Source organism: Oceanobacillus sp. FSL H7-0719 (genome assembly GCF_045040795.1).
Lineage (GTDB): Bacteria > Bacillota > Bacilli > Bacillales > Amphibacillaceae > Oceanobacillus.
Genome location: NZ_CP150301.1, coordinates 864,318 through 885,723, shown reverse-complemented (window position 1 = coordinate 885,723; position 21,406 = coordinate 864,318). Strand labels below are relative to the sequence as shown.

The window sequence follows — 21,406 nt, the reverse complement described above, 5'->3', positions numbered from 1 at the left end:
ATTAATTATGTTTATATGATAGCTAATCAATGTGACGTATGCTGCCTACGAATAATTCTTGTGTAGAGTTATCTTGATACATAGGGAACTCTCCCTCTTTCGGATCATCTTTTCTAACCCATTTTCCATCAGTAAACGTCTTAAGAATCTCTATGTAGTCACCAATTTTAAGCAATTCGCCGTGACTTCTATCGAAGAATGTATTCTTTTTAATTTTAGCCTTAATCTCTCTACCTGATCTTGGCTGATAAAACTTTACAATCGGAGTATATTTACTGTTAATATCTACTACAATTGCATGAGAGTTAGGAACATTCTTAGTGGTTATTGCAAATCCTAGCATATCTTTTTCAAACATTACTTGTTCACCTAAGCTAATTTCTTTGGGTGGACGACTCTTAACTAATTTTTCGTATTTATACAAGTTCTCCAGTCTCTGAATCCTTGTTTTTTCAACATGATTAGAATCGTATTTTAAAGGAGTCGCAACAATAGTATCCACTCCTTTAACTTTTCTTGTTGTAGCAAATTCAGGATACAATTTAATATCAGCTTTCTTTGAATCTGTCATGCATGAATATATTTCCATTAGCACTTCAGTTGATCCATAAGATTCAAACATTCCTAGTTGGATAAATGTTTTCATATGGCTTGGTGACACACCGGTTGTCATAGAATCAATTATAAAGTCAACAAATGTACTGTACCTTCTTCCTGATAATGAAGCTATCGACCTTGGTGAATGAGCATTGATAGTTTTAATTAGCTGCAACCCGTAGATTACTTCATCATTTTTAACTACGCATCTCTCACTAAATTCACTTGGCTCATTAGGGAATATTACTTTAACGCCTAGTCGCTTAGCTTCTTGGTACGTTCTTTCTAGATAGTCGAACTTATCTTGTCCACCATAATCTATAAACGAATTAAACAATGCAGTTATGAATTCCACAGGATGGTAAACTTTAAGGAATGCAGTCATATAGGCAATCATTGCATATGCATACGAATGCGATTTATTGAAGGAATACTTAGAAAATTCTACCATAATATCCCAAAGCTCTTCAATTGTGTCGTCTTTCCAACCTAATGACTGTAATCCTTTTACTAACTCTGGCTTAACCTTGTTCATCTTCTTAATATCCTTTTTCCCAGTAGCCTGTCTTAACAAGTCTGGGTTCCTCAATTTAGCTAGTCTGCCAATCTCAATTAATTGTTCTTGGAATACAATTATTCCATATGTAACTTCTAGTATTGATTTAACATCATCATGAAGGTATTCAACATCTTCTTCTCCATGCTTTCTTTTAGTGTAGTCATCAATAAATTTCATACTTCCCGGTCTAAATAATGCGTTTGCAACTGCTAAGTCATCTAGCCCAGTAGGATTCATCTTTCTTAATGTGTTTCGCATTCCTGAACTCTCAAATTGAAAGCATCCGTCTGTATGACCACCTTTAAATACATCTAACACTTTTTCGTCCTCAAAGTTTAAATTCTCAGGGGCGATATAGCTATCATCTTTGCCAATCAATCCTAACGTTTCGTATAGTACATCAATCGTCCTCAGTCCTAATACATCAATTTTTACGATGCCCAAATCATCCGTGTCATCCATATCTCCCTGAAGTACAATTGTTTCTTTATTTTTGGTAACAGCTGTATAATCAAATAGACCATCTACTGTTACAGCTTTACCACTTGGATGAATGCCGAAACTCTTGGGTGTCCCAGCTAATCTCTTAGCGTATTGAAACAGTTTAGGATATTTTTCAACATACTTGTCGAGTCTTCCATCCTCGATTGCCTCTTCAATTGTATCTGCATCCATTATTTTTGTTATTTTATTTGTTTCTTCAAATGTTACTCCTAATACTTTACCCACATCTTTAATGGCTGTCTTGTCCCAGATATAACCAAACTGACCTAGTGAAGCATATTTGTCTTGACCATAACGATTAATAATGAAATCAATAACTACTTCTCTGTCCAGTCTTCCGAAGTCCAAATCAAAGTCTGGAATCTTCAATTCTTTCCTTGTAATATCTCCATTCTCTAGCAAGTCTAATGCGCCAACATCAATGAATCTTTCAAAGTATAATCCATACATGACTGGATCAATCTTGATGATATTTAATAAGTATGCAACTAAGCTTCCTCCACCACTACCTCTTGCTATTCCACGTCTTTCTACTGAGTTGGCGTAACTTTCAACTAGAAGATAGTATCCTTCAAATCCCATCTTTGTAATGGCATCATACTCATATAGTAGTCGCTGCTGATACTCTTTAGCATTTGGCTTTTGTCCTAATTTAAGTCGTTTCCAACCTTTAGTACATAAGTACTTCAAATACTCAGCTTCAGACTTAAATTGCTTTGGAACTTCAACATGTGGAATAATTGGTGCTGACAAAGGCAAATCAACATTGCACTTATCAGCTATGATTGCTGTGTATTTAATTGCTTCATCTATCTCATCATCAGTCAATGCAGGCTTTAGTAGCTTCCTAGCCTCTGCCTCTGATTGTAATTGACCATCTAAATAAGTTTCTCCCGCTTCTCTATTAGTACCAATTTGAATAAATACACTATGTAGCTCATGATCCTCTTCATCTACAAAGTGAGAATCTGCCGTAACTACGTATGGGATATTTAAATTCTTAGCAATATCAACAATTGCTCTATTCAATTTCTGTTGCCTGAAATCCGAATGTGACTGCACTTCTAAGTAATAATCCTCACCAAACATATCTCTATATGTTTTGGCAATTCCTTTTGCATCTTCTATATTTTTAGATGTTATCTCAACATCATCATCGCCAATTCTGCCACCTGCCAAGGCTTGTTGGAATTCACTTGCCATGCATCCTGACAGTACAACTAATCCTTCTGAATGCTGTTTTAGTAGCTTGTGGTCAATTCTTGGTTTAAAGTAGAATCCATCTATGTAACCTAAAGATGATAATTCATTAATATTCCTTCTCCCTTCTTCATTCTTAGCCAATACCGTTAGATGATTGTATTTAGAATCCTTATCTTTTACAAATCTATCCTTGGTAATATAAAACTCAATGCCATATAAATGCTTCAAGGAATTCTCTTTGGCTAACTTGTGAGCTTTAACAGCAGAAAACACGTTCCCATGTTCTGTGATGGCAAAGCTAGATTGCTTCATCTTTTTTACCTTTGCTACAATATCTTCGACTTTACTTAATCCATCCAATAAAGAGTAACAGGAGTGAACATGAAGATTCACAAACTTTGTTGGTTGGCTATTTACATTATCATATTGGCACATACTACTTACCCCCTTTCCTAATTTTTATTATGTCGTCTAATGCTACAATTGCAATCAATATTAAGATAAATATCAACTACTATCACCTTCTCTTTTCTGCAAAGGAGACTACAACTTTGTAATCCCCTTATCAATTATCCTATATCTGTATTATAATTGTGTTTATATAATAAGTCAACGTTTTTCTTAAATTTTAGCTATAAAACAGTCAAAATAAGCAATTTTTAACTAATGTTCAAATATGGCTATGTAGAGCCGCCTTCTCCTGTTTGAATGTGATTCATCACATTACTTTATAAAACCTTACCACAGGCTCATATGAGCTTCACTATTTTCACACTTGATAAATTTTACACGAATATTCCAGTTAAAATGATGATTTTAATTAGAAGCGCATATTTCCGAAAAATGAACCAATATCTCCGTTCATAAATCTTAATTCTGTCTCGCTAAGTTTATAAACTACATTATTGGGATGCAACTTATATCCTTCAGAAACAAATAATGCTCCTTTATCTTCATGATAATATGCATCATGCTTTCTGCCAGTTTGCTCATACAAATCTTTCAATATGTCAGTTAGGATTTCATCATACTTTCCCATATGTCACCTCTCTTTTAAATTGCTACTTCAATTTCTAATTGTGGCTTATTATATTCATAATTTTCTAACTTAAAATGTTCTGCTTTAAAATCAAAGAAATTATTAACTGTCTCATCGATAATTAATTTAGGAGCTGGTTTAGGCGTTCTATTTAATAAGTCATACGCCTGTTCTTCGTGCTTATTATAAATATGCATATCGCCAATAACGTGGATTAACTCTCCGACTTTATATCCCGTATGTCTTGCCACCATATGTAAGAGTAGTGAATACTCTACGACATTAAAATTATTTGCAGTGACGAAATCTCCTGAGCGCTGCTTAAGAATGGCATTCAATTTACCATTCTTAATATTAAATTGAATATGGTGTGCGCATGGAACTAAATTCATTTCATCTAAATCATCAACATTCCACATTTCTACGATTAATCTTCTTGATGTTGGATTTTCTTTTATTTCATTTAGAACATAATGTATCTGAGTAGCGCTGCCAAACACGTCTTTACCTACTTGGTAACCGTACCCTCTGCCAATAGACCCTTTATCATCAGTCCAATTATTCCATATATTCAACCCAAGATCATCTACATAGGTTGACCGCTGTTGGTATATCCATGAAATTTCCTTAAAGCATGATTCTATATTTTGCTTTCTCAGAGTCTGAATGGGAAATTCTTTTGACAAATCATACCTATTCACAACTCCGAATACTCGCTTAGTCATAACCGGCGTACCATCATTCCATTTTGACCTATTGTCAATTTCCCAATCTTGACTAAGTATTTGCAACAGATTATCTTTGAAAATATCATCTACAATTGCCATTTAGTCACTCCTCTACTTGATAATAATTTCCTCTTCTTTTTCTGCAATCTCAACAATATCATCGAGCACTTCTCCGGTATTTTTATCGTAGACTGAATCCCCTTGCATGACTAGGTTCTTCTTAATTTCTTTCCAATCCACTTTGATAACTTCTTCTTTAGACGTGTACTCAGGATACAATTCAGCCAACCTTCCTTCATTTTCTTTGGCAGGTTTGGTAATACTTTTTGCTGAATGCTTAATTACTACATTTCCGGTAAGAGAGCTATATGTACTCTGTGTCTTCGCTTTCTTCAGCTTCTGAGTCTTTGCATATTCTCCTAACGTAGTGGTTAAGAAGTAATTCTGCTTAGCTAATCTATCTTTCTTGATATTAAACTGATGTTCTAATTCGCTAATTCGATTCTTCAATATGCTCTCTAATTTCTTAATTTCTTCATTATTGTCTTTTACTTCTTGAATCATAGAGTCTATTTTCCACTGTTCGATATTCTCCACATCAATTTTCTCTTCTACATTATCTACCACTTGCTCTTCCGTCATTTATTTCAACAACCCTTCTAGTGAAAATACTTCTCTAATTTCTGCAATAATCTTATTATGATCGTCTCTCAACTCTTTAATTGTCTGGGCAGTAGATTCATTAATTTTCAACCTATACAGTGCCTCGGCAACCCTGTCTAGACTTCCGTGGTATGAAAGATTATTATAGATAGTCTTACCTTCCTTGTCCACATTGCCAGTATCTTTTCTAATAATATATTGATAAGTGTCTCTTGTAAGGTAAAGTTTCTTTCCTAGTGATACATTCATATTTATTCCTCCTGATTATAGTTTAATATTTTTAATCCATTTCGCTTATAATATCTCTTAAATCTTGTGCAGCTTTCTTAGTTAATGACTTATGATATTTTGATAACCAATCGCCTAATTTTTGCTTAGCTGAAGGCTTGTATAGCATTTTAGGCTCGACATATTTTTCACTGGATGTAATCGAATGTTTATATTCACTGGATACCATTACTGGCTTGAAATCGCTTGAGATTGATTCTAGTTCCTCTTGATTTGATACGGGAACAGCATCGTCGCCGTATTCTTCTCTAAAGGTTTCATAAACGTAGTTAGATGTCTTTGCGTAATTATCACCTTCAGATGTAACGCTATCTACATATTCTGTATCTGCAGCGCCACTTACAATTAGCTGTGCAGCCATCTTTCTCATCTCTTCGCTTCCTTGCTTAAGCCACATCTGTGAAGCAAGCCATCTCAAGTCAAAGTTATCAACCAATCTACGGTCTCTATCAATATTTAATTCTCTAGGGTTAAAATCATACCCGTAGTGATATTCGTCATAGTTACAGATATGCAATCCATTCACAAATACTTTTCCTTTATGTTTCTCATCTAACAATATTCTACCTTTGTCAGTATTAAACACCTTGCCAACGTCTTGTAAGTGTAGGTTAGATTTAACTATCTTTTCGTACTCTTCTGAAGTGATTCCAGAGACTTCAATTGTTAGATTGTTATCTGGTACGCCTTGCCATGGATATTTTTTGTCTACAAAGAACGTTAGGATTTCAGAGCCTTCATATCTTCTCGACTTTACAAATCTTGGTTTCCAAACTTCCTTTGCCCCATAATTATAGAATGTAACAGTTCGTCCTTCGCGAGTTAATACAAGTGTAGCTAATTTATACCCTTCACCAAATTGACCAATCGTTTTGTCGTCGCTTGATTTAGTTGTTGCGCCTAGTAGCAAAGTACTTGTGCTAAGAATAGATGTCTTATTGCCAATCGAAAGTGTCTCAGTCTCTTCGTCATACTTAAAGAACATCTCATTATCTTCCATTGTAGTTTCTTGATCCAGTGCATTTTGAAATAGTTCACGAACAGCCTCAACGTATGTCCATGAAGGCACATAGTCTTTAGCTAGTGATAATTCAAATTTTGACATTACTTCACTCCTTATTTAATATTTTTAATAAACCTTAGATTTTATACAGTATAAACATTGTCAATTTCTAAGCCGTAACTATATTTCTTTTTCCATTTCTGTCGAATGCGTTTCCTTTTCGGTAATTTGTTTCCTCTCGGTAATTTATATCCTGTACCAACGACCTTATACAAAATGCTTTTGTCAATTTCACTCTTCAAATATTCTTTATTTAGCTGCACATTTTTAAGATTAATACTGTAAGACGTACTATTTGCGAATGAAAACATTGTTAAATTATCACCATTCTTGATATGCTTGTATTCTGTGAGCATATTGACTTCTGCGCTCTGCATCTTGCCGATACTTTCGCCGTCAAGCGTTACTTTAATCTCCATTTATTCACCTCAATTCTCATTAAATGGTAAGTTTTATTTCGAATATGTGTCTTGAATATAATCTTCATGATTCTTGTCTGCTATTTTTCGCAATACATTCTTTAATTTTGCTTGATTCCTCTTGCTGTACCATCCAATACGAAATATTTTCTGAAACCGATTATTGATCCACCATAATTCATGCTCTAACCTTGTCATATGACAATTGTGCATATGGTGATATTTAAACCGCTCTTTCTCTGTCGTTTTGCTTTCAATATAATCCACGTAAGGTGCCATTATTTTGTGTTTTGTCTCTAATTTATATCCTTCGTTTATCATAAAATTAGGTATCACATCCCAATCCTTAGGTTTATTCCCTAAACGCTCATCCCAATTCCAGCTATTTAATCTGCTTCCAATTTCTATTAAGTCTTGCTTAGATAAATCCTTCATCTTTTCGCTAATATTACTCACTTTTTCACTCCTTTTTTCAATAAAAGTCAAATTTCATTTAGTCTCTTTCTGGCTTTTCATTAGTTATTTTTTCGTAGTCATTATAGGCGGAGAGCTTATATACCTTTGGCAAACGTCTAATTGACCATAGACATAAGTCTTTTAACTCCTTAATCTCTTCATCTTTTTCGTGTAATTCAATACCTCTTTGTCTGTATGCATTGTAATGTTGAGATGCTTGATTTTGCCCCGTTTCCCACTTAATTAGATCTTCTTTGAATTGTTTATTCTGATCAAATATGTGATTTATTTTCTCTATTAGTTCACCTGAATTTTCATCATTCAACACACAATCAATCAAATATTCCTTTAAATCATTGTACATTCTCTATTCTCCTCATTTCTTCACTAATTCTCCGTTTTTCTTAACTAACATTACAGGTGGTTCATACCCCTCAAAATGGTGTACTCTTGCATCAAACATTCTTCGGTGTCGCCTATGATACATGTCTTCGATAACTATTTGTGTTCTTGTAAAACTTATTAATCTGCCTTTACCGACTGAATACATCGTTTCATTATCTATAACATTTACAAATTCACCCATTAACGGGCGTTTATATGTGGTGATAATTAACTCTCCTTTCTCAATAAAATCGGTCTTTTATTTAGTATTTTATATATACACAGATGCATTTCTTCCAATTCTGTCTGTCTAGAAATTCCTTAGTCTTTTCGTCAATAATTTTTGACTGCTCATCGGTGGCATAATTTACATCTGGATAAAGATCGTCGAAGAAATTGTCTGCATAGTGCTCAAAGATTTCAATCTCATCATCATATTTTAGCCACACTCGGTCTCCACCAATCCAGTATTCGTCTACTACTATTCTTGAAGGATGTCCAAGTGTGTAGTAATCGTCCGAACCTTCATTTGGATATAAGAAAATCAACTCTCTGTCGGGATTGTCTTCTATTGTTTGTATTAATTCTTTTGTCTTGTCCATTTTCATAGCCTCCTTTTGATAAAACGATTATTTTATCTTAAATAATGGCAGTCCCAAAAAGTAAACTGTCTTGCAATCTTTTTTATGCTTATCATAATAGCTTTTAGACAACTCTTTGTACTCACCTTTATGTAAGTACACATGTCCATGCTTGCTATTCAACTCAGGTCTAGTCAAGTTGACACCAATATAATCAACGTAATCTCCCTTAGAAGTAATCTCGATGGTATCACCCTTAACAAATCCAATGTTACCGCTATGCACCACGTCATCTCTCTTTGCGATAACTTTTCTTGGAATATTCAAATTAAAACCTCCTTTCTTAATAAAACTAATCCTTTGTCTTGCCTGTTCCATTACAATGATGACAACTGTCATTAAAAGGTGAAACGATAGCTCCAGTGAATCTTAGATTTGTTATATAGCCTACACCATTACAGTAAGAGCAACTTTTTTCTTCAGTGTCGGTATAACTTGCTTTTGAAGGTGTAAAAGGAAATCCATATATTCCAGCAGATTCATACTCAACCTCTATTTGAGCGCCATTGTAACTTTCATGAAAATATACAATCCCACTATTGAAATCTACTTTAAATTGGAACATCCCTTTAATTTCGTCAACATGCTCCCATTTACTATTACCAACAATATCTACCCTATATGTTGGTAATTCAGATAGTAGCGCATAGCCATTCCGTACTTCGATTTTCTCTATTATTTTTATCACCTCTTAATTTTTAACCGGTTAAAATATGAATTTTAATTAAGTATGCTGACACTCCGTAGAGCTTACAACCCTACCATCAGATAATTGAATTAGTGTCATATAAGGCTCCTCTACATCGTCACGGATAACTTTACCTGCAATAAGTTTGCTAGTTTCGTAATTAAAACAAACTTTTACATTTTTATTTAACTTTCTACCCTGTATCGGAAATCTGTCGTAGCTAATATTTTGGTGAACTCCCATAATTATCTTTCCCCTTTTTATAATTATAACTATTGAGTTAAAACATGAATCTTATGGAGTTTCTAAGCCCCAATGCTCATTGAAATGCCATGCTCTATGCCATTCATTTTCTTCGTAAACATCTGGATCAAATACTTCTTGTGTGTGGTCGTTCGGGTGGACACGATAACCATATATTTTAGCATCGATGGGTTTGCCCCTTTTGCTTATTATGATATCTGTAATTTTAAAATGTGATGCTTGATACGGATTTGAATATACATCTCCTATTCTGAAAAACCATCCATCTGTTTTTAATTCTTTTACCCTTTCTTCCCCTCTTGTTTCCGCAGTTACGATGATGTCCATGGTCTCATTAACATTAAATTTTTTGCTCATTTTAATCTCTCCTTTTATTTAAAATTAGTATTTCAATTAAATGATTGGACTACATTTTGCACTACACTACCTACTGTCATCATTGCTGCAAGCACTATAATCACGAACTCAACTGGGTGTTCATCGGCAAATTTCCACATTTTATTTTCTCCTTTCGTATTTAATTTGACCTTACTTGTATTATAATTAGGTTTATATATAATGTCAATAGTTATTTTAAAAAAGATGCAGACAATTTTATATTTGCCTACATCTCGGTGTATTACAACTTGGATTGACGCTCAATCTCTGCTTCTAATTTGGATTCAGGAGCGTGATTTTCCTCCCAAAACGGTGGTTTTATAATTTTACCATCTTCTTCTCGATAGCGAGGTTTTCCATCTGGGAACAATTTACCCATATTAGCACCTTGTACAATATCAAATAACGGTTGTGGCTCAACTCCTCCAATTGCAAATGATCCATAATTAAAGTACATTACATCTGTCAGTGCATCCATTTGTGCTACCAGTTTGTCGGATACATCAGGATTTTTCTCAATTGTCTTATGCGCAGCTTTCCTTAAACCAACAATGAATTCATCTAAGATGTCGTTAAATTGATTCAGGTCTCCGCCTACAGTTGCGTATAAAAACTCAACCAATTCTTCACCTGTCCAAATTGCACGATTTAAAGCCGTCTCTTCATCAATAATAGTCGGCTTACTTGCCTGTTCATGACCGAATGAATCGTGAAACTCTCTTACTTGTTTATATGGATTATTCATGTATTAATCTCCTTTTATTCTAAGTTAATTTGTAAGGGAGAAATTAATCCCCCTGTAGGTACTTAATTATATTTATTTAACCTCGTTAATTAACTGCATAACATCATGCGGATCAAACCCTGTAGTACGTTTATCTCCAATGATTAATGTAGGAACAGACATAATATCGTATTCTTTCAATGCTTGTGGTTCTTTATCGACATCTATTTCTTCATAATCCAACTCTGTTTCAGTTAACAGGAAGCGTTTCAGGTTTGAACAAGGTACACAACCTCTTTTTGTAAATAAAATTGGTTTATTCATTACATTTCTCCTTTTCATCTATAGTATAAGTATCAATAACTAATTTCTATGCTTCACACATAATGCAATTCAAATCTTTATTAAACTGTTGTGCTGCATTTGTACCATGTTGGTAGTAGAGGGTTTTAATTCCGTTCTGCCATGCAAAGATATATAAATTATTAATCTCTTTAGCTGACGTATTCGGATTAATCATCAAGTTGAGTGATTGAGATTGGTCAATAAATTGTTGTCTCATAGCTGCTTGGTCTAAGATTGCATACTGGTCGATTTCGCTAAACGTCTTAAACACATTCTTCTCATGTTCAGTTAGGAAATCTAAGTGTTGCACTGATCCATCATAATCACGAATACTGCTCCAGGTCTCCCTATCATCTTTACCGTAACCAGCTAATACATCTTTTAAATATGGATTACGTACTGTAATCTTAGTTTTAGCCAAGTCTTTAACATAACTATTAGAAAATAGTGGTTCAATACTTTGACTGACTTGCCCTAAAATAAATGCTGAACTAGTTGTTGGTGCGGGGGCAATCAAGGTAGAGTTACGTCTACCATAGCCTTTAAGCAACTCAGGTTCACCGAACACTTGGGCTAGTTCTCCCGAAGCTTTATAAGTTTTCTCCTTAAGTAAACGGAAAATTTCAATGTTTTTTCGGCTAGCTTCAATACTTTCAAATGGAATCATATTAGACTGTAAATATGAATGCCATCCAAGCACTCCAATTCCTAGTGCGCGATTTGTCTTAGCAAATTTATACGCTTTTTCCATAAAGTAAAACGCTTGCTGCTCTTCTTTCTCATTAGAGTCACGCATTCCTTCAAGCTTTGTAATGAATTCTTCCATTACAGCATCTAGGAAATATGTGAGCGTTTCTACTGCATCCGTATCCTTCCATTCATCATAGTGAAGTAGATTCATAGATGATAGGCAACATACGAATGACCATTCCTCATTAGTCGGCAAGGCTATTTCCGAGCATTGTCCTGTCAATAAGCCGTTAAACATTCCCATATGTCGCTTAGGTTCAGTAAAACAATATGTATCCTTGCGATTTTTAACCTGTTGAATATCTGTGACTTGGATGAAATGACTTGCTTCACGATTAGGTTTACGAACTTCCCATTGTAGTCTATGAGTTTCAAATCCTAATTTATGTAGTTTGTACAAAGAGTTTCCATTTATTAAAAGTCGATAAACTTCTTGTGTCTTATATTTTGCGTAATCTCCAGTGCCGTCGTTTTTAGGTAATAGAGACGCGCCTGCTTTACGAGCTAATGATACCTTGCTATCCACCCCTAAAGTTTGGAGCATTAACTGTACATTCTTTAAAAATTCCTTATTAATAGAAGCAACCTGTATAGATTGCGATCCGTTATTGTTCGTAACTGTTCCATCGCCATCAAGATACCCTGATAACCATTCTAATTTACTGGAGATTGTATAATCAGTGGTAGGAACAAAATACTTGTCCTTTAAGCCCGATGCTCTCCCCTGTAGTCTACCGGTAGTTTTACAACGCACCCAAGTACCAACAGATGTAAAGTTGTCAATTAAATCCTGCTTATCATCATACAAATACATAATGTGTGCATTTTTACTCATTGTGCCATCTGCTGTAAGAAATCCATTGTCATATGCATGTTGCAATATTTTATGCCCTTCAATCACAGGCAAATCAAACTTAATTAATTTATCCCCTATTCTCAAATCTTGCGCTCTAACTTCCTTATAACGTGGTGGTTTAGTCCTCTTTCCACTATCTGTATTTTCCAATACATAGAATTTGTGGTATGGAGTAGACTCTAACTCATAACCGCTATCGGTAATTACTCGTAATAACTCTTGATTTTCCCCTGTTTTAATAATTTCAACTTTAGACCACTCTTCACCATTCCACACATTAACCTTTTCACCGTCTAGTGACCCAATCGTTTCGTAACCTTGATCTGTTAAAATTTTTGTTTCTGGCGCAACACATAAATTCGAATGATTGATTTCCAAACCTTTATCTTTATATACATCAACTGTATTGTTATTTACTGTATCTTTGAATAGAATATATGGATAGCCCATCTCCACTCTTCGTTGTAACACTTCAGCCCAAATTTTTCGCTTATCAGCATCACCATCGATCATCTGTTGCATCCATTCATCTGTTACAGTCACAGCATGGGTTAATTTTTGAATTGGATTTCCCTCTGTTCCGATTTTTAGAAACTCTTCAATATCGGGGTGGTCTACAGGTAAATATGGAGAAAAAGCTCCACGGCGAACTGAACCTTGAGTTGCTACATCCATAAGAGACTCAAATAACTCTACGAAATGCACTGCTCCTGATGACTCTCCATTACCTGTGATTTTAGCACCACGCGGACGAAGCTTTCCGAAGAACCCTCCAGTTCCTCCACCTAGCTTGCTCATCATTCCCACTTCTCCCGTAGCTCTCATAATATCTCCAAAATTATCCTGCACATCGACACTATAACAGCTAATCGGTAATCCTCGTTTATTCCCAAAATTAGCCCAAACAGGCGATGATAAAGAATAATATCCCTTACCCATATAATCATAGAATTTGTCTGAAAACCCTTTGATACCTAATATCTTTTCTGCATTGTCTGCAACTTCTCGAATACGTTGCTTAGGAGTTACTCCTTCTTCTAGATAACCACTTTCTAAGAAATGTTTACTATGTTCGTTCAACCATTCAAATGTCATATGTTTTTATCTCCTTTATTTTGTCTAACAAACCCTCATGTATCTTTATTCTTATTGTTGATTCAATTAAAACAAGTCATTAGCATCAAAACTTTTTGCTCGTTTTGTATAATTAACACTTCTTTTAACAAAGAAGTCGACATGCTTAGTTGCTATAATTTCATCATTAAACCAGTCAGTTTTCTCTACTAGATTTTCATCAACCTCAAAGATATGCTTGAATCCCACATCTCTTAAAGAGTTGTTTAGGCGATCTTTAATAAACTCCTTTACTACACCCTTTGGAAGAAAATCTAAATCTCCGTCTTCATAAATCCAATCAATAACCTCCATTTCAGATACAAAGGAATTTTGGCAAGCTTCATAAATCTTGTTCTCCATATCTTTGTCAAACCACTCTGGATTTTCTTCCCTGATGATATTTACTAACTCAATTCCGAACAATCCATGAATTTGTTCCTCTTTAGATGTTGCTTCAATTACGTTTGAAATACCTTTGAAAATGTTTCTATGCTTGTTGAAAGACATGATAATTAAAAACTGGGAAAAAAGTGATACATGTTCAATAAATAAAGAGAATAAAATCAGTGAAATTGTGAAGTCTCTATCACTCTCTGTCTTGGCGTATTTGGTCGCTTGTGTCAAATGATTTACACGTTTAGCTAAGGCAGGTATTTCCTGAATACGTTCAAATTCACTATTTAATCCCAATATTTCTAAAAGATGAGAATAAGCGTCATGGTGAATAACTTCATTTCCGCTAAATGTTGCTCCTACAGCTCCAATTTCTGGCTTAGGTATGCGATTATGTAAGTTCCCCCAAAAGTTCTTCACGGCTACTTCAACCTGTGCAATAGCTAGCATTGCATTTTTAATTGTATTTCTCTCTGACTCTGACACATTCACTTTAAAATCTTGAATATCTGATGTATAATTAAACTCTGTATGAAGCCAATAAGAGTGCTGGATTGCATGTTGATACTCAATAACTTGAGGATACTCGTAGGGCTTTAAATTTAATCGCTGTTTAAAAATATCAGGTTTGCGAAGCTGGTTCCTTTGTTCGCGATAGATAATATATGCTTTTGCTGTTTGCTTAAAAGAAGAATGCAGTAATACTTCCTCTACGTAATCTTGAACTTTCTCAACGGATAAATTTTGTTGTTCGTGATTGGATTTTATGGCTTCTAAGACTTCACTAGTTAAGATTTCTGCTTCCTTTCTGCCAAATTCTCCAGTTTCTTCCCCAGATTTAGCGATGGCATCATTTATCTTACTTTCCATAAATTCTTCAGTAGATCCATCTCTTTTAATAATTGTCTTGAATTGCATCAATGCAAGTCTCCTTTCATGCTTCTATTTCTTATAATCTTCAATAAACAATTGAATACGTTTATTCTTATTAAACTCATTTATACCGATGCTGCCAATCATTGAGATTTGATCCCAAGCTTGGATTTCTTCAGCATAATCTTTATCATTGAATTTTAATGCGTCAAACATATCAGCTTTAATTCTCACATGCTCTTGCCTAGTAGGTGGGAATAATTCTTTATCTTCTACGAATACATCGTTTAGCCTAACTGTGATTGGAGGACTCCCTTGACCCCAAACTTCGTCAATTTCTAGAATATTATTTACTAAATCCCAATCTAGCTCATCTTCATTTAGCTCAATGTCGTATTCAATTACTGGTTCAAATAAAGATTCATCGATATTTTCATTGACGTACTGTTTGAATTTTTTCCAATCCTTCTTATCAATTCCTACCCCTAAAGCCTCAGTATGTCCGGCAGCATATTTAACATATGGGCATTCTTTTAGGAAGCCTTGCAAATCAAATCCATTGTAAGACCTGCCACTACCTTCGTAAGTATTGCCCATATCTTTTAATACCAATGCTGGACGCATATATTCAGAGCTTAGTTTTTGAGCAACCAACCCATTATAGTTTTTCGTAGCTGTTGGCGTTGCTACAAGGATGAATTTATCAACACTAGCAAGCTCCTTATATTCTTCAAATAATACTTTGATACGTTCTTTTCTAGCTTTATTTTCTTTTATCATCCAGTCTGCTTTAGCCTTTGCCTTGAAATAATCCTTTTCAAACAATAAACTGAATACCTTCTGAATTTCATCATTTCTTGTAGCTGTATTCAACACTGGAATCACGCTGTAGTTTAGCTCCTGTGAGTTTACTCTATTTATTTTAGAAGCTTTAATTAGCGCGAGCAAGCCAACATTATGAATGTTTTTCATACCCTCTTTTAATATCCATCGATTTTCAAGATTATCGACTCTCATACTATCTGAAAGTAAGGTTACTGAAACTAAATCTAGGAAATGATTAATATTAAATTTCTTATAATGGTAATCGAGAACTTCAACTACCTTCCATACGACTCCTGTAGCCGATAAATTCTTGTTTTCATAAGGACACTCTGGATGATTGATGTTAACTAATATAGCAGCATCGTTCTCTTTCTCAATGTTGTGGTGGTCAATAATAATAATATCCATTGTTTCTGATAACTCTCGACATCTCTCAACTGATGAAGAGCTACTATCAAGTATAATTAGCAATTCTGTATCATCTGGAACATCATCATGTTCAATTCCATGACCTTCCGACCTTTGATGATAGATGTATGAAACATCTGCATCTAGCTTCTGTAAACATTGAACCATTATCACAGTAGCCATACATCCATCAGGATCAATATCTGGAACAACTACGATTTTTTCTTTGTTACTCACTGCCTTTATAATTCTCTCTACAGCTATTTGAATGTTTCTAATCTTGAATGGGGATAAAACATTCTTTGATGAGGGGTTTAAATACTCATCCATGTCGTTAATATTACGAACTTTTGAAATGTAATCCTTAACGTCACCTTCATATTTTTCGCTAGACTTCGAAATCCATTTGATAAGCAACCACCTCCTTAAACAATCTTATATATGTAAGTTAATTCCGTTTATATAGTTTGTTAAATATGAGACAATGTAATATTATTGATAGAACCTGCTGTAATAACTCCCCAACCTGTGTCAAGATTGTCGCTTTCAATATACTTTTCTACATCTTTAATATCCATCCCTAGAACCGCCTTCACCGCGATTAACTTACCAATCACTTCTTCGAATTTATCACCGGAGCGCGCTGTAGATTTACCTAATTTTAATTTACCTTCTTTAGTTACTCCAGTGAAAGTAATCTCCTTCTTGCTTTTGTTGACCTCAAATTTTATTTGATTAAAGTTGTTGCCTAGTAAATGCCCTAATTCTTTGTTCAGCCTAGCTAAATCTGACTGACGATCCTCATACTTTTTAATGACTTCCAATGCTTCTTCGTACTGCTGTTTAGATGGTGTTCTTTTCATTTCTACATTCTCCTTTTCGATTTTCATTGTTTTCCACTTTGTATTTTCTAGCACATATATCAATGCGTCATAGCTATCTATTCTAGACACGCTTCTTCAATTCCTCAATCATATTCTCTTCAGTATCAACAAAGTTTCCCCATTTATCTATCATTCCTAATACTAGATGATTGGCTCCTGCTGACGGAATGCCTTTGTAGAATTGAGGTTGCGCCAGTCTAGCATTTGATGTATAAGCAATAATCGGTTTGACTCTTGAAGTCATCTTAAAAGCATCTGCATGTGCACCTTCATTCCACCCAGCAACCAAGCCTACTTCCGAGATAGTTCCGTCCTGCAATCCTCCGCTTATATTGACAACGAAAATATCTGAATTGATAATCTCATCTACGTCCCCGTTATAGATATCAATAGGTGTTGGCTGATTAGATTTATCGTTTATAGAATTATTCTCAGCAGCTGCATAAACGTTATATCCAAGCTCTCTAATTCGTTCTGCTACTCTTTTACTATCTTCAAATTCACCCTTAGTTGAGATGCTATGTGCGAGATATACCTTTTTCATTTACTTTCCCCTTTCTTTTTATATTTCAATGTCATAATTAACATCGCTGTAGAAAGCGAAAAATTAAATAATTCTGTGATAAAATACCCGTAAACTCCTGTTGTGATTAGTAGATAAGTGGCGTTAATCAGCAAGCATCCAAGCGCAATGCTAATTAAAATCCAAAAGCTTTGACTAATTCCTGTTACGTCTTTCGTCTTGAATGTGTGAATAACCTGCGGTATGTACGCAACAACTAGGAAGAATGTTGCCAATGTTGCAATATGATTTAATAAAAAGTTCTCCATCCATCAATCTCCTTTATAATAATCTAAATTTCCCATAATCTAATCTGCATACAGACAAATATATTCTTGGCTCATAATAAACCAAATCTAACAAAATCTTATTACTCATGTCTGATTCCTTCTTATCAAATTCAAAGAAAATTAAAGCTTCTCCCTTACGTCCATCCTTAACCATCTTCTTAAGATTGGCTACTTTTTCTTTGTTGCTCGGGCTAGTGTTGTCGCTGCGATATTTAACATGATATAAATCCCAATCATCAATCAATTCTTTTACATATTTATTAGTTGGATTGTCAGCGTTATATAGAATGATGTAATCTTTTAAATACCCATCATCTCTTTTATTTACGTGCTCAAAGACTTTCTCTTGAACAATCGCAAATGGTGTATCATATTTCTCTATGTAGTTAGGAATATCTATAATTAACGTTTTGCTCATATTACTCTCCTTTCATTTCGTCCATATACTCTTTCATTAAAACTAGCAATTCATCGGCTTCTTCTTTATACTTTTCGTCTCCAAAAAGGTGGAAGAGAGTTAGTCTATCATTGTAAGTATCAAGACAACTATCAATCTTCTCCTTAAATTCCTTTTCATCACGATAATCCTTCATATCTTCTGGAAATGCAGTTAATATCTCTTTACTTCTAATATCTTTTACTGTATAAGATTCAACATCCTTAAATTGACCCAAGGTGTATGATAAGCTATGATTAAACTCCACCACCTCAAACACTCTACCTTTATATCCGGCAACAGTTACCTTCTCGCCTACTTTGTAATGTTTTCTCGTACCCATAAGGCAAGCTCCTCGTGGCTGTTAAATTTCCCGATATAGAGATGTTTCGGACTGTATAACTGCAAACCTTTTCCTGAAGCTAAGTGATCCTCGACTGCATACCCATTAGCAACTAAAACTTTGTAATTATCTGCTTCTACACTCATTTACTTTCCTCCTCTTGTAAGTTAATGCTGTTTATATCATGGGAACACTTTATAGCAATGGTTAGTTAACAATTCATTCAATATAACTTCTTCTGAATCTGCAGGTGACATTTTCTCTCCTAACAATCCTTTTGTATCAACAATTGCATACACATGCTCATAGTCTCCAAACACCTTAGCCATTTGTCTTATCTCTTGAACAGTCTTATCACTGTCATATCCCAAAATAACCTTAACTTCAGGATTGATACGTTTGATAATCTCGGCTTGTATCTTAGAAATATCAGAACCCATCTGAGATACCGTATGCTTAACTCCTGCTTGATAACTTTTAAAACAACTCTTCTCACTTTCCCACAAGATTATCTCATTACGTTCTAATATGTAGGGTAACGCTCTATGTAAATTGAACAGTTCTCGGCTCTTCTGAAAGGCATAGATTGGCAGATATTTAAATTGTTTTTCATCTTCCAACCTTGTAGACCTTCCCTTTATCCCAACTATTTCTCCATTGCGATTCCTGACTGGGAAAATAATACGTTCGGATTGCAGATCAAAACCTATTTCAAACTCTTCCTGAATCTCGTATGCAATGCCGTCATTTAGCCATCCTATATGAGGAACATTTATAAACTCATTCATTACAGTTTCGGGTAATATTGGATTAAGCTCGATTTCATCCAAATCAATACGTTGCTTGCGTCTTTTTTGTATTTCTTTTAGCCATGCATTCGGATCATTTTGTATTTCATTCTTATGATTTGAGTCGAACTGAGTTAGGTTCAATGTTTCAATTATGTATTTCTTTGACTTTGGAATACATTTTCTCAATTCTTCTGCTGTCTCTTGTTCAAATCTTATGTAGCTTACTAAGTCTATAATATCTTGAACTGGCACGTGTGATTTACTTCTTACTCTACTGGATAGATACTCGTTCAAATACACCTGAACGCTACGATTATTATTACCGCCCGGTCTAGACGCTTCAATTCTTTCACTACTTGAGGTACTTTGATTAATTGAACACCCCATTGACTCTAATAACGGGACGACCAATCCACAATTATATATCTCTTCTTTTAGACTATATAGGTCACTCAACTACTACCTCCCTCATTTCTGGCTAAAATCCTTTAGGTGCTTCTGGTCTATGATGTGCCCATGCTACTTCTGTTAATGTATTATAAGCATAATCAACGCAATAGATAATTTGATGTTGTGTTGATCCATAACGTGATTTACCAAAGTAAAATATTATGTACTCCTTGTTTTCGTCTAAAATATAAGATTCCTTCTCCCACTTACCATTCTTCTTAACAAAATTAAATGGCTTAATGTCATTCTTTTTGCCATGATACTCGTCTCCGAACAGCAACCTTCCTAACATTGTTACGCCAGCAACCTCTACCACCTCTTTACTCTTACCAACCGATTCATGATCGAGAAATCTAAATACTTTACCAATCTTAAGTTGTAATGTAGCTATACAGCCCATATTCAAATTCTCTTCTTTTACGGTATCGTATAGTTCCTGCGCATTATTACTGAGCGCTTCCCACCTAGCCATATCTGTATGGGAGCCGTCTTGCTTAAAGGTGTCTAGAATCATGTAATTTGCACCCAACGCCTTATAATATTCAGCATAATTGATTACATCCTCAAATCTAAACTTCTTCAAAACTATTAATTTCAACATATCTGGCTTATTGGCTATTAACCAGTCGGCTGCTTTTTTAAGAGTAGCCTTAGTATACTCATCGTAATTTCCCTCAAAAATCTTATCCCTATTCAACTTCTTGTTTAGTATCGTATTCGCCACTACGCCTAACACTGATATTTGCCATTGCTTCCGACCTTCTTCGTTTACAAATACAATCCCTTTTTCATTTTGATTAATCAATGTCATGATGAAAATAGATCTAACGAAAGTACTTTTACCTACGCCTGACGGCATAACTACCATACTAAGATTGCCTTTTTGCCATCCCTTTGTAACTTTGTTTAATCTAGGAGAATCAACGAAAGGAATCCCCATTGCAGTTCCCTTGTCCATATCATCAATTGTGTCATATATATCGTCATCAATTAAGTCAGTCACTTCTACTTGACCGTGATTTACATTCTGAAAAGCATCTTTAACTTTGTGATTGAAATAAGATTGCATCTGCTTTAACGTCATGCTGCAGAGTATCTCGACTAGCTTTTTATCCTTGTCATTAATCAATCCATTAGTGTAGAACTTACGCAACGCTTCGTATTTCTGCATTTCACTCAAATGATAAGCTTCATTCTGCTTCTCATTGCTGCAAAGTTCTCTTACAAATCCTACAGTGTCGTAACCACCATACTCTACATATTTGTTTACAGAGTTTTTATTCACTTCTTTTCTTGAGTCTAAGAATGATGTAACTGTCTCTTCGTCAAAAGTTCTAACACCATTCGAAACCATTGCTTCACCAAGTTTAAAATAGTGATACCACATCTCACTTGTAAATGAATCATTTGTGATATTATGATTCTTAAATTGTCTGTATAATTGCGGGTTATTCCACATAAATCCGACAAGCAGTTGCTCATGTTT

General features: G+C 34.7%; 26 protein-coding genes. All 26 read right to left on the bottom strand.

Annotation, left to right across the window (positions count from 1 at the left end; genetic code table 11):
* Window positions 1-22: 22 nt before the first annotated feature.
* The 26 genes from dnaE to NST93_RS04750 all read right to left on the bottom strand — a co-directional run bounded on the left by dnaE (window position 23) and on the right by NST93_RS04750 (window position 21,379).
* Window positions 23-3,298, bottom strand: coding sequence for a DNA polymerase III subunit alpha (dnaE, locus tag NST93_RS04875; RefSeq protein ID WP_405101759.1), 3,276 nt, complete (start codon window positions 3,296-3,298; stop codon window positions 23-25).
* A gap of 385 nt (window positions 3,299-3,683) precedes the next feature.
* Window positions 3,684-3,902, bottom strand: a complete 219-nt coding sequence (locus tag NST93_RS04870; protein WP_405101757.1) for a hypothetical protein — start codon at window positions 3,900-3,902, stop codon at window positions 3,684-3,686.
* A gap of 14 nt (window positions 3,903-3,916) precedes the next feature.
* Window positions 3,917-4,729 (bottom strand): thymidylate synthase, encoded by an 813-nt coding sequence (gene thyA / locus NST93_RS04865; RefSeq protein ID WP_405101755.1) that lies wholly within the window; start codon window positions 4,727-4,729, stop codon window positions 3,917-3,919.
* Between the two features lie 12 nt (window positions 4,730-4,741).
* Window positions 4,742-5,272 (bottom strand): host-nuclease inhibitor Gam family protein, encoded by a 531-nt coding sequence (locus NST93_RS04860; protein ID WP_405101753.1) that lies wholly within the window; start codon window positions 5,270-5,272, stop codon window positions 4,742-4,744.
* On the bottom strand, window positions 5,273-5,542 hold the full coding sequence (locus tag NST93_RS04855; protein ID WP_405101751.1) for a hypothetical protein: 270 nt from the start codon (window positions 5,540-5,542) through the stop codon (window positions 5,273-5,275).
* A gap of 31 nt (window positions 5,543-5,573) precedes the next feature.
* Entirely contained in the window at window positions 5,574-6,686 is a 1,113-nt protein-coding gene (locus NST93_RS04850; protein WP_405101749.1) for a hypothetical protein, read from the bottom strand.
* Between the two features lie 41 nt (window positions 6,687-6,727).
* Window positions 6,728-7,063 carry a hypothetical protein gene (locus NST93_RS04845; protein WP_405101747.1) on the bottom strand — a complete coding sequence of 112 codons (336 nt, stop codon included), beginning with the start codon at window positions 7,061-7,063 and terminating at the stop codon, window positions 6,728-6,730.
* 33 nt (window positions 7,064-7,096) lie between these two features.
* The gene (locus NST93_RS04840; RefSeq protein WP_405101745.1) at window positions 7,097-7,519 is read right to left on the bottom strand and encodes a hypothetical protein; all 423 of its coding nucleotides are present in this window, start codon (window positions 7,517-7,519) and stop codon (window positions 7,097-7,099) included.
* A 37-nt stretch (window positions 7,520-7,556) separates the two neighbouring features.
* On the bottom strand, window positions 7,557-7,883 hold the full coding sequence (locus NST93_RS04835; protein WP_405101743.1) for a hypothetical protein: 327 nt from the start codon (window positions 7,881-7,883) through the stop codon (window positions 7,557-7,559).
* Window positions 7,884-8,166: 283 nt separating this feature from the next.
* The gene (locus NST93_RS04830) at window positions 8,167-8,505 is read right to left on the bottom strand and encodes a hypothetical protein (RefSeq protein ID WP_405101741.1); all 339 of its coding nucleotides are present in this window, start codon (window positions 8,503-8,505) and stop codon (window positions 8,167-8,169) included.
* Between the two features lie 27 nt (window positions 8,506-8,532).
* Window positions 8,533-8,811: a hypothetical protein gene (locus NST93_RS04825; protein ID WP_405101739.1), complete on the bottom strand. Its 279-nt coding sequence runs from the start codon at window positions 8,809-8,811 to the stop codon at window positions 8,533-8,535.
* 25 nt (window positions 8,812-8,836) lie between these two features.
* On the bottom strand, window positions 8,837-9,232 hold the full coding sequence (locus tag NST93_RS04820) for a hypothetical protein (protein WP_405101737.1): 396 nt from the start codon (window positions 9,230-9,232) through the stop codon (window positions 8,837-8,839).
* A gap of 294 nt (window positions 9,233-9,526) precedes the next feature.
* Complete coding sequence (locus tag NST93_RS04815; protein ID WP_405101735.1) at window positions 9,527-9,853, bottom strand: hypothetical protein; 327 nt, start codon at window positions 9,851-9,853, stop codon at window positions 9,527-9,529.
* 262 nt (window positions 9,854-10,115) lie between these two features.
* Complete coding sequence (locus NST93_RS04810; protein ID WP_405101733.1) at window positions 10,116-10,619, bottom strand: HAD family hydrolase; 504 nt, start codon at window positions 10,617-10,619, stop codon at window positions 10,116-10,118.
* Window positions 10,620-10,691: 72 nt separating this feature from the next.
* Complete coding sequence (locus NST93_RS04805; protein ID WP_405101731.1) at window positions 10,692-10,922, bottom strand: glutaredoxin family protein; 231 nt, start codon at window positions 10,920-10,922, stop codon at window positions 10,692-10,694.
* A 46-nt stretch (window positions 10,923-10,968) separates the two neighbouring features.
* The gene (locus NST93_RS04800) at window positions 10,969-13,644 is read right to left on the bottom strand and encodes an LAGLIDADG family homing endonuclease (RefSeq protein WP_405101729.1); all 2,676 of its coding nucleotides are present in this window, start codon (window positions 13,642-13,644) and stop codon (window positions 10,969-10,971) included.
* A 66-nt stretch (window positions 13,645-13,710) separates the two neighbouring features.
* Window positions 13,711-14,976: a ribonucleotide-diphosphate reductase subunit beta gene (locus tag NST93_RS04795; protein ID WP_405103754.1), complete on the bottom strand. Its 1,266-nt coding sequence runs from the start codon at window positions 14,974-14,976 to the stop codon at window positions 13,711-13,713.
* Between the two features lie 24 nt (window positions 14,977-15,000).
* Complete coding sequence (locus tag NST93_RS04790; protein ID WP_405101727.1) at window positions 15,001-16,581, bottom strand: DHH family phosphoesterase; 1,581 nt, start codon at window positions 16,579-16,581, stop codon at window positions 15,001-15,003.
* 53 nt (window positions 16,582-16,634) lie between these two features.
* The gene (locus tag NST93_RS04785; RefSeq protein ID WP_405101725.1) at window positions 16,635-17,117 is read right to left on the bottom strand and encodes a hypothetical protein; all 483 of its coding nucleotides are present in this window, start codon (window positions 17,115-17,117) and stop codon (window positions 16,635-16,637) included.
* Window positions 17,110-17,592 (bottom strand): nucleoside 2-deoxyribosyltransferase, encoded by a 483-nt coding sequence (locus tag NST93_RS04780; RefSeq protein WP_405101723.1) that lies wholly within the window; start codon window positions 17,590-17,592, stop codon window positions 17,110-17,112. The genes NST93_RS04785 and NST93_RS04780 overlap by 8 nt, the downstream gene beginning before the upstream one ends.
* Complete coding sequence (locus NST93_RS04775) at window positions 17,589-17,879, bottom strand: PQ-loop domain-containing transporter (RefSeq protein WP_405101721.1); 291 nt, start codon at window positions 17,877-17,879, stop codon at window positions 17,589-17,591. Before NST93_RS04775 ends, NST93_RS04780 begins: the two co-directional genes overlap by 4 nt.
* A 13-nt stretch (window positions 17,880-17,892) precedes the next feature.
* Complete coding sequence (locus tag NST93_RS04770) at window positions 17,893-18,318, bottom strand: hypothetical protein (protein ID WP_405101719.1); 426 nt, start codon at window positions 18,316-18,318, stop codon at window positions 17,893-17,895.
* A 1-nt stretch (window position 18,319) separates the two neighbouring features.
* Window positions 18,320-18,679, bottom strand: a complete 360-nt coding sequence (locus tag NST93_RS04765; RefSeq protein ID WP_405101717.1) for a hypothetical protein — start codon at window positions 18,677-18,679, stop codon at window positions 18,320-18,322.
* Window positions 18,652-18,825 carry a hypothetical protein gene (locus tag NST93_RS04760; protein WP_405101715.1) on the bottom strand — a complete coding sequence of 58 codons (174 nt, stop codon included), beginning with the start codon at window positions 18,823-18,825 and terminating at the stop codon, window positions 18,652-18,654. The genes NST93_RS04765 and NST93_RS04760 overlap by 28 nt, the downstream gene beginning before the upstream one ends.
* 36 nt (window positions 18,826-18,861) lie before the next feature.
* The gene (locus NST93_RS04755) at window positions 18,862-19,926 is read right to left on the bottom strand and encodes a DNA primase (RefSeq protein WP_405101713.1); all 1,065 of its coding nucleotides are present in this window, start codon (window positions 19,924-19,926) and stop codon (window positions 18,862-18,864) included.
* A gap of 22 nt (window positions 19,927-19,948) precedes the next feature.
* Complete coding sequence (locus NST93_RS04750) at window positions 19,949-21,379, bottom strand: replication protein (protein WP_405101711.1); 1,431 nt, start codon at window positions 21,377-21,379, stop codon at window positions 19,949-19,951.
* Window positions 21,380-21,406 lie beyond the last annotated feature (27 nt).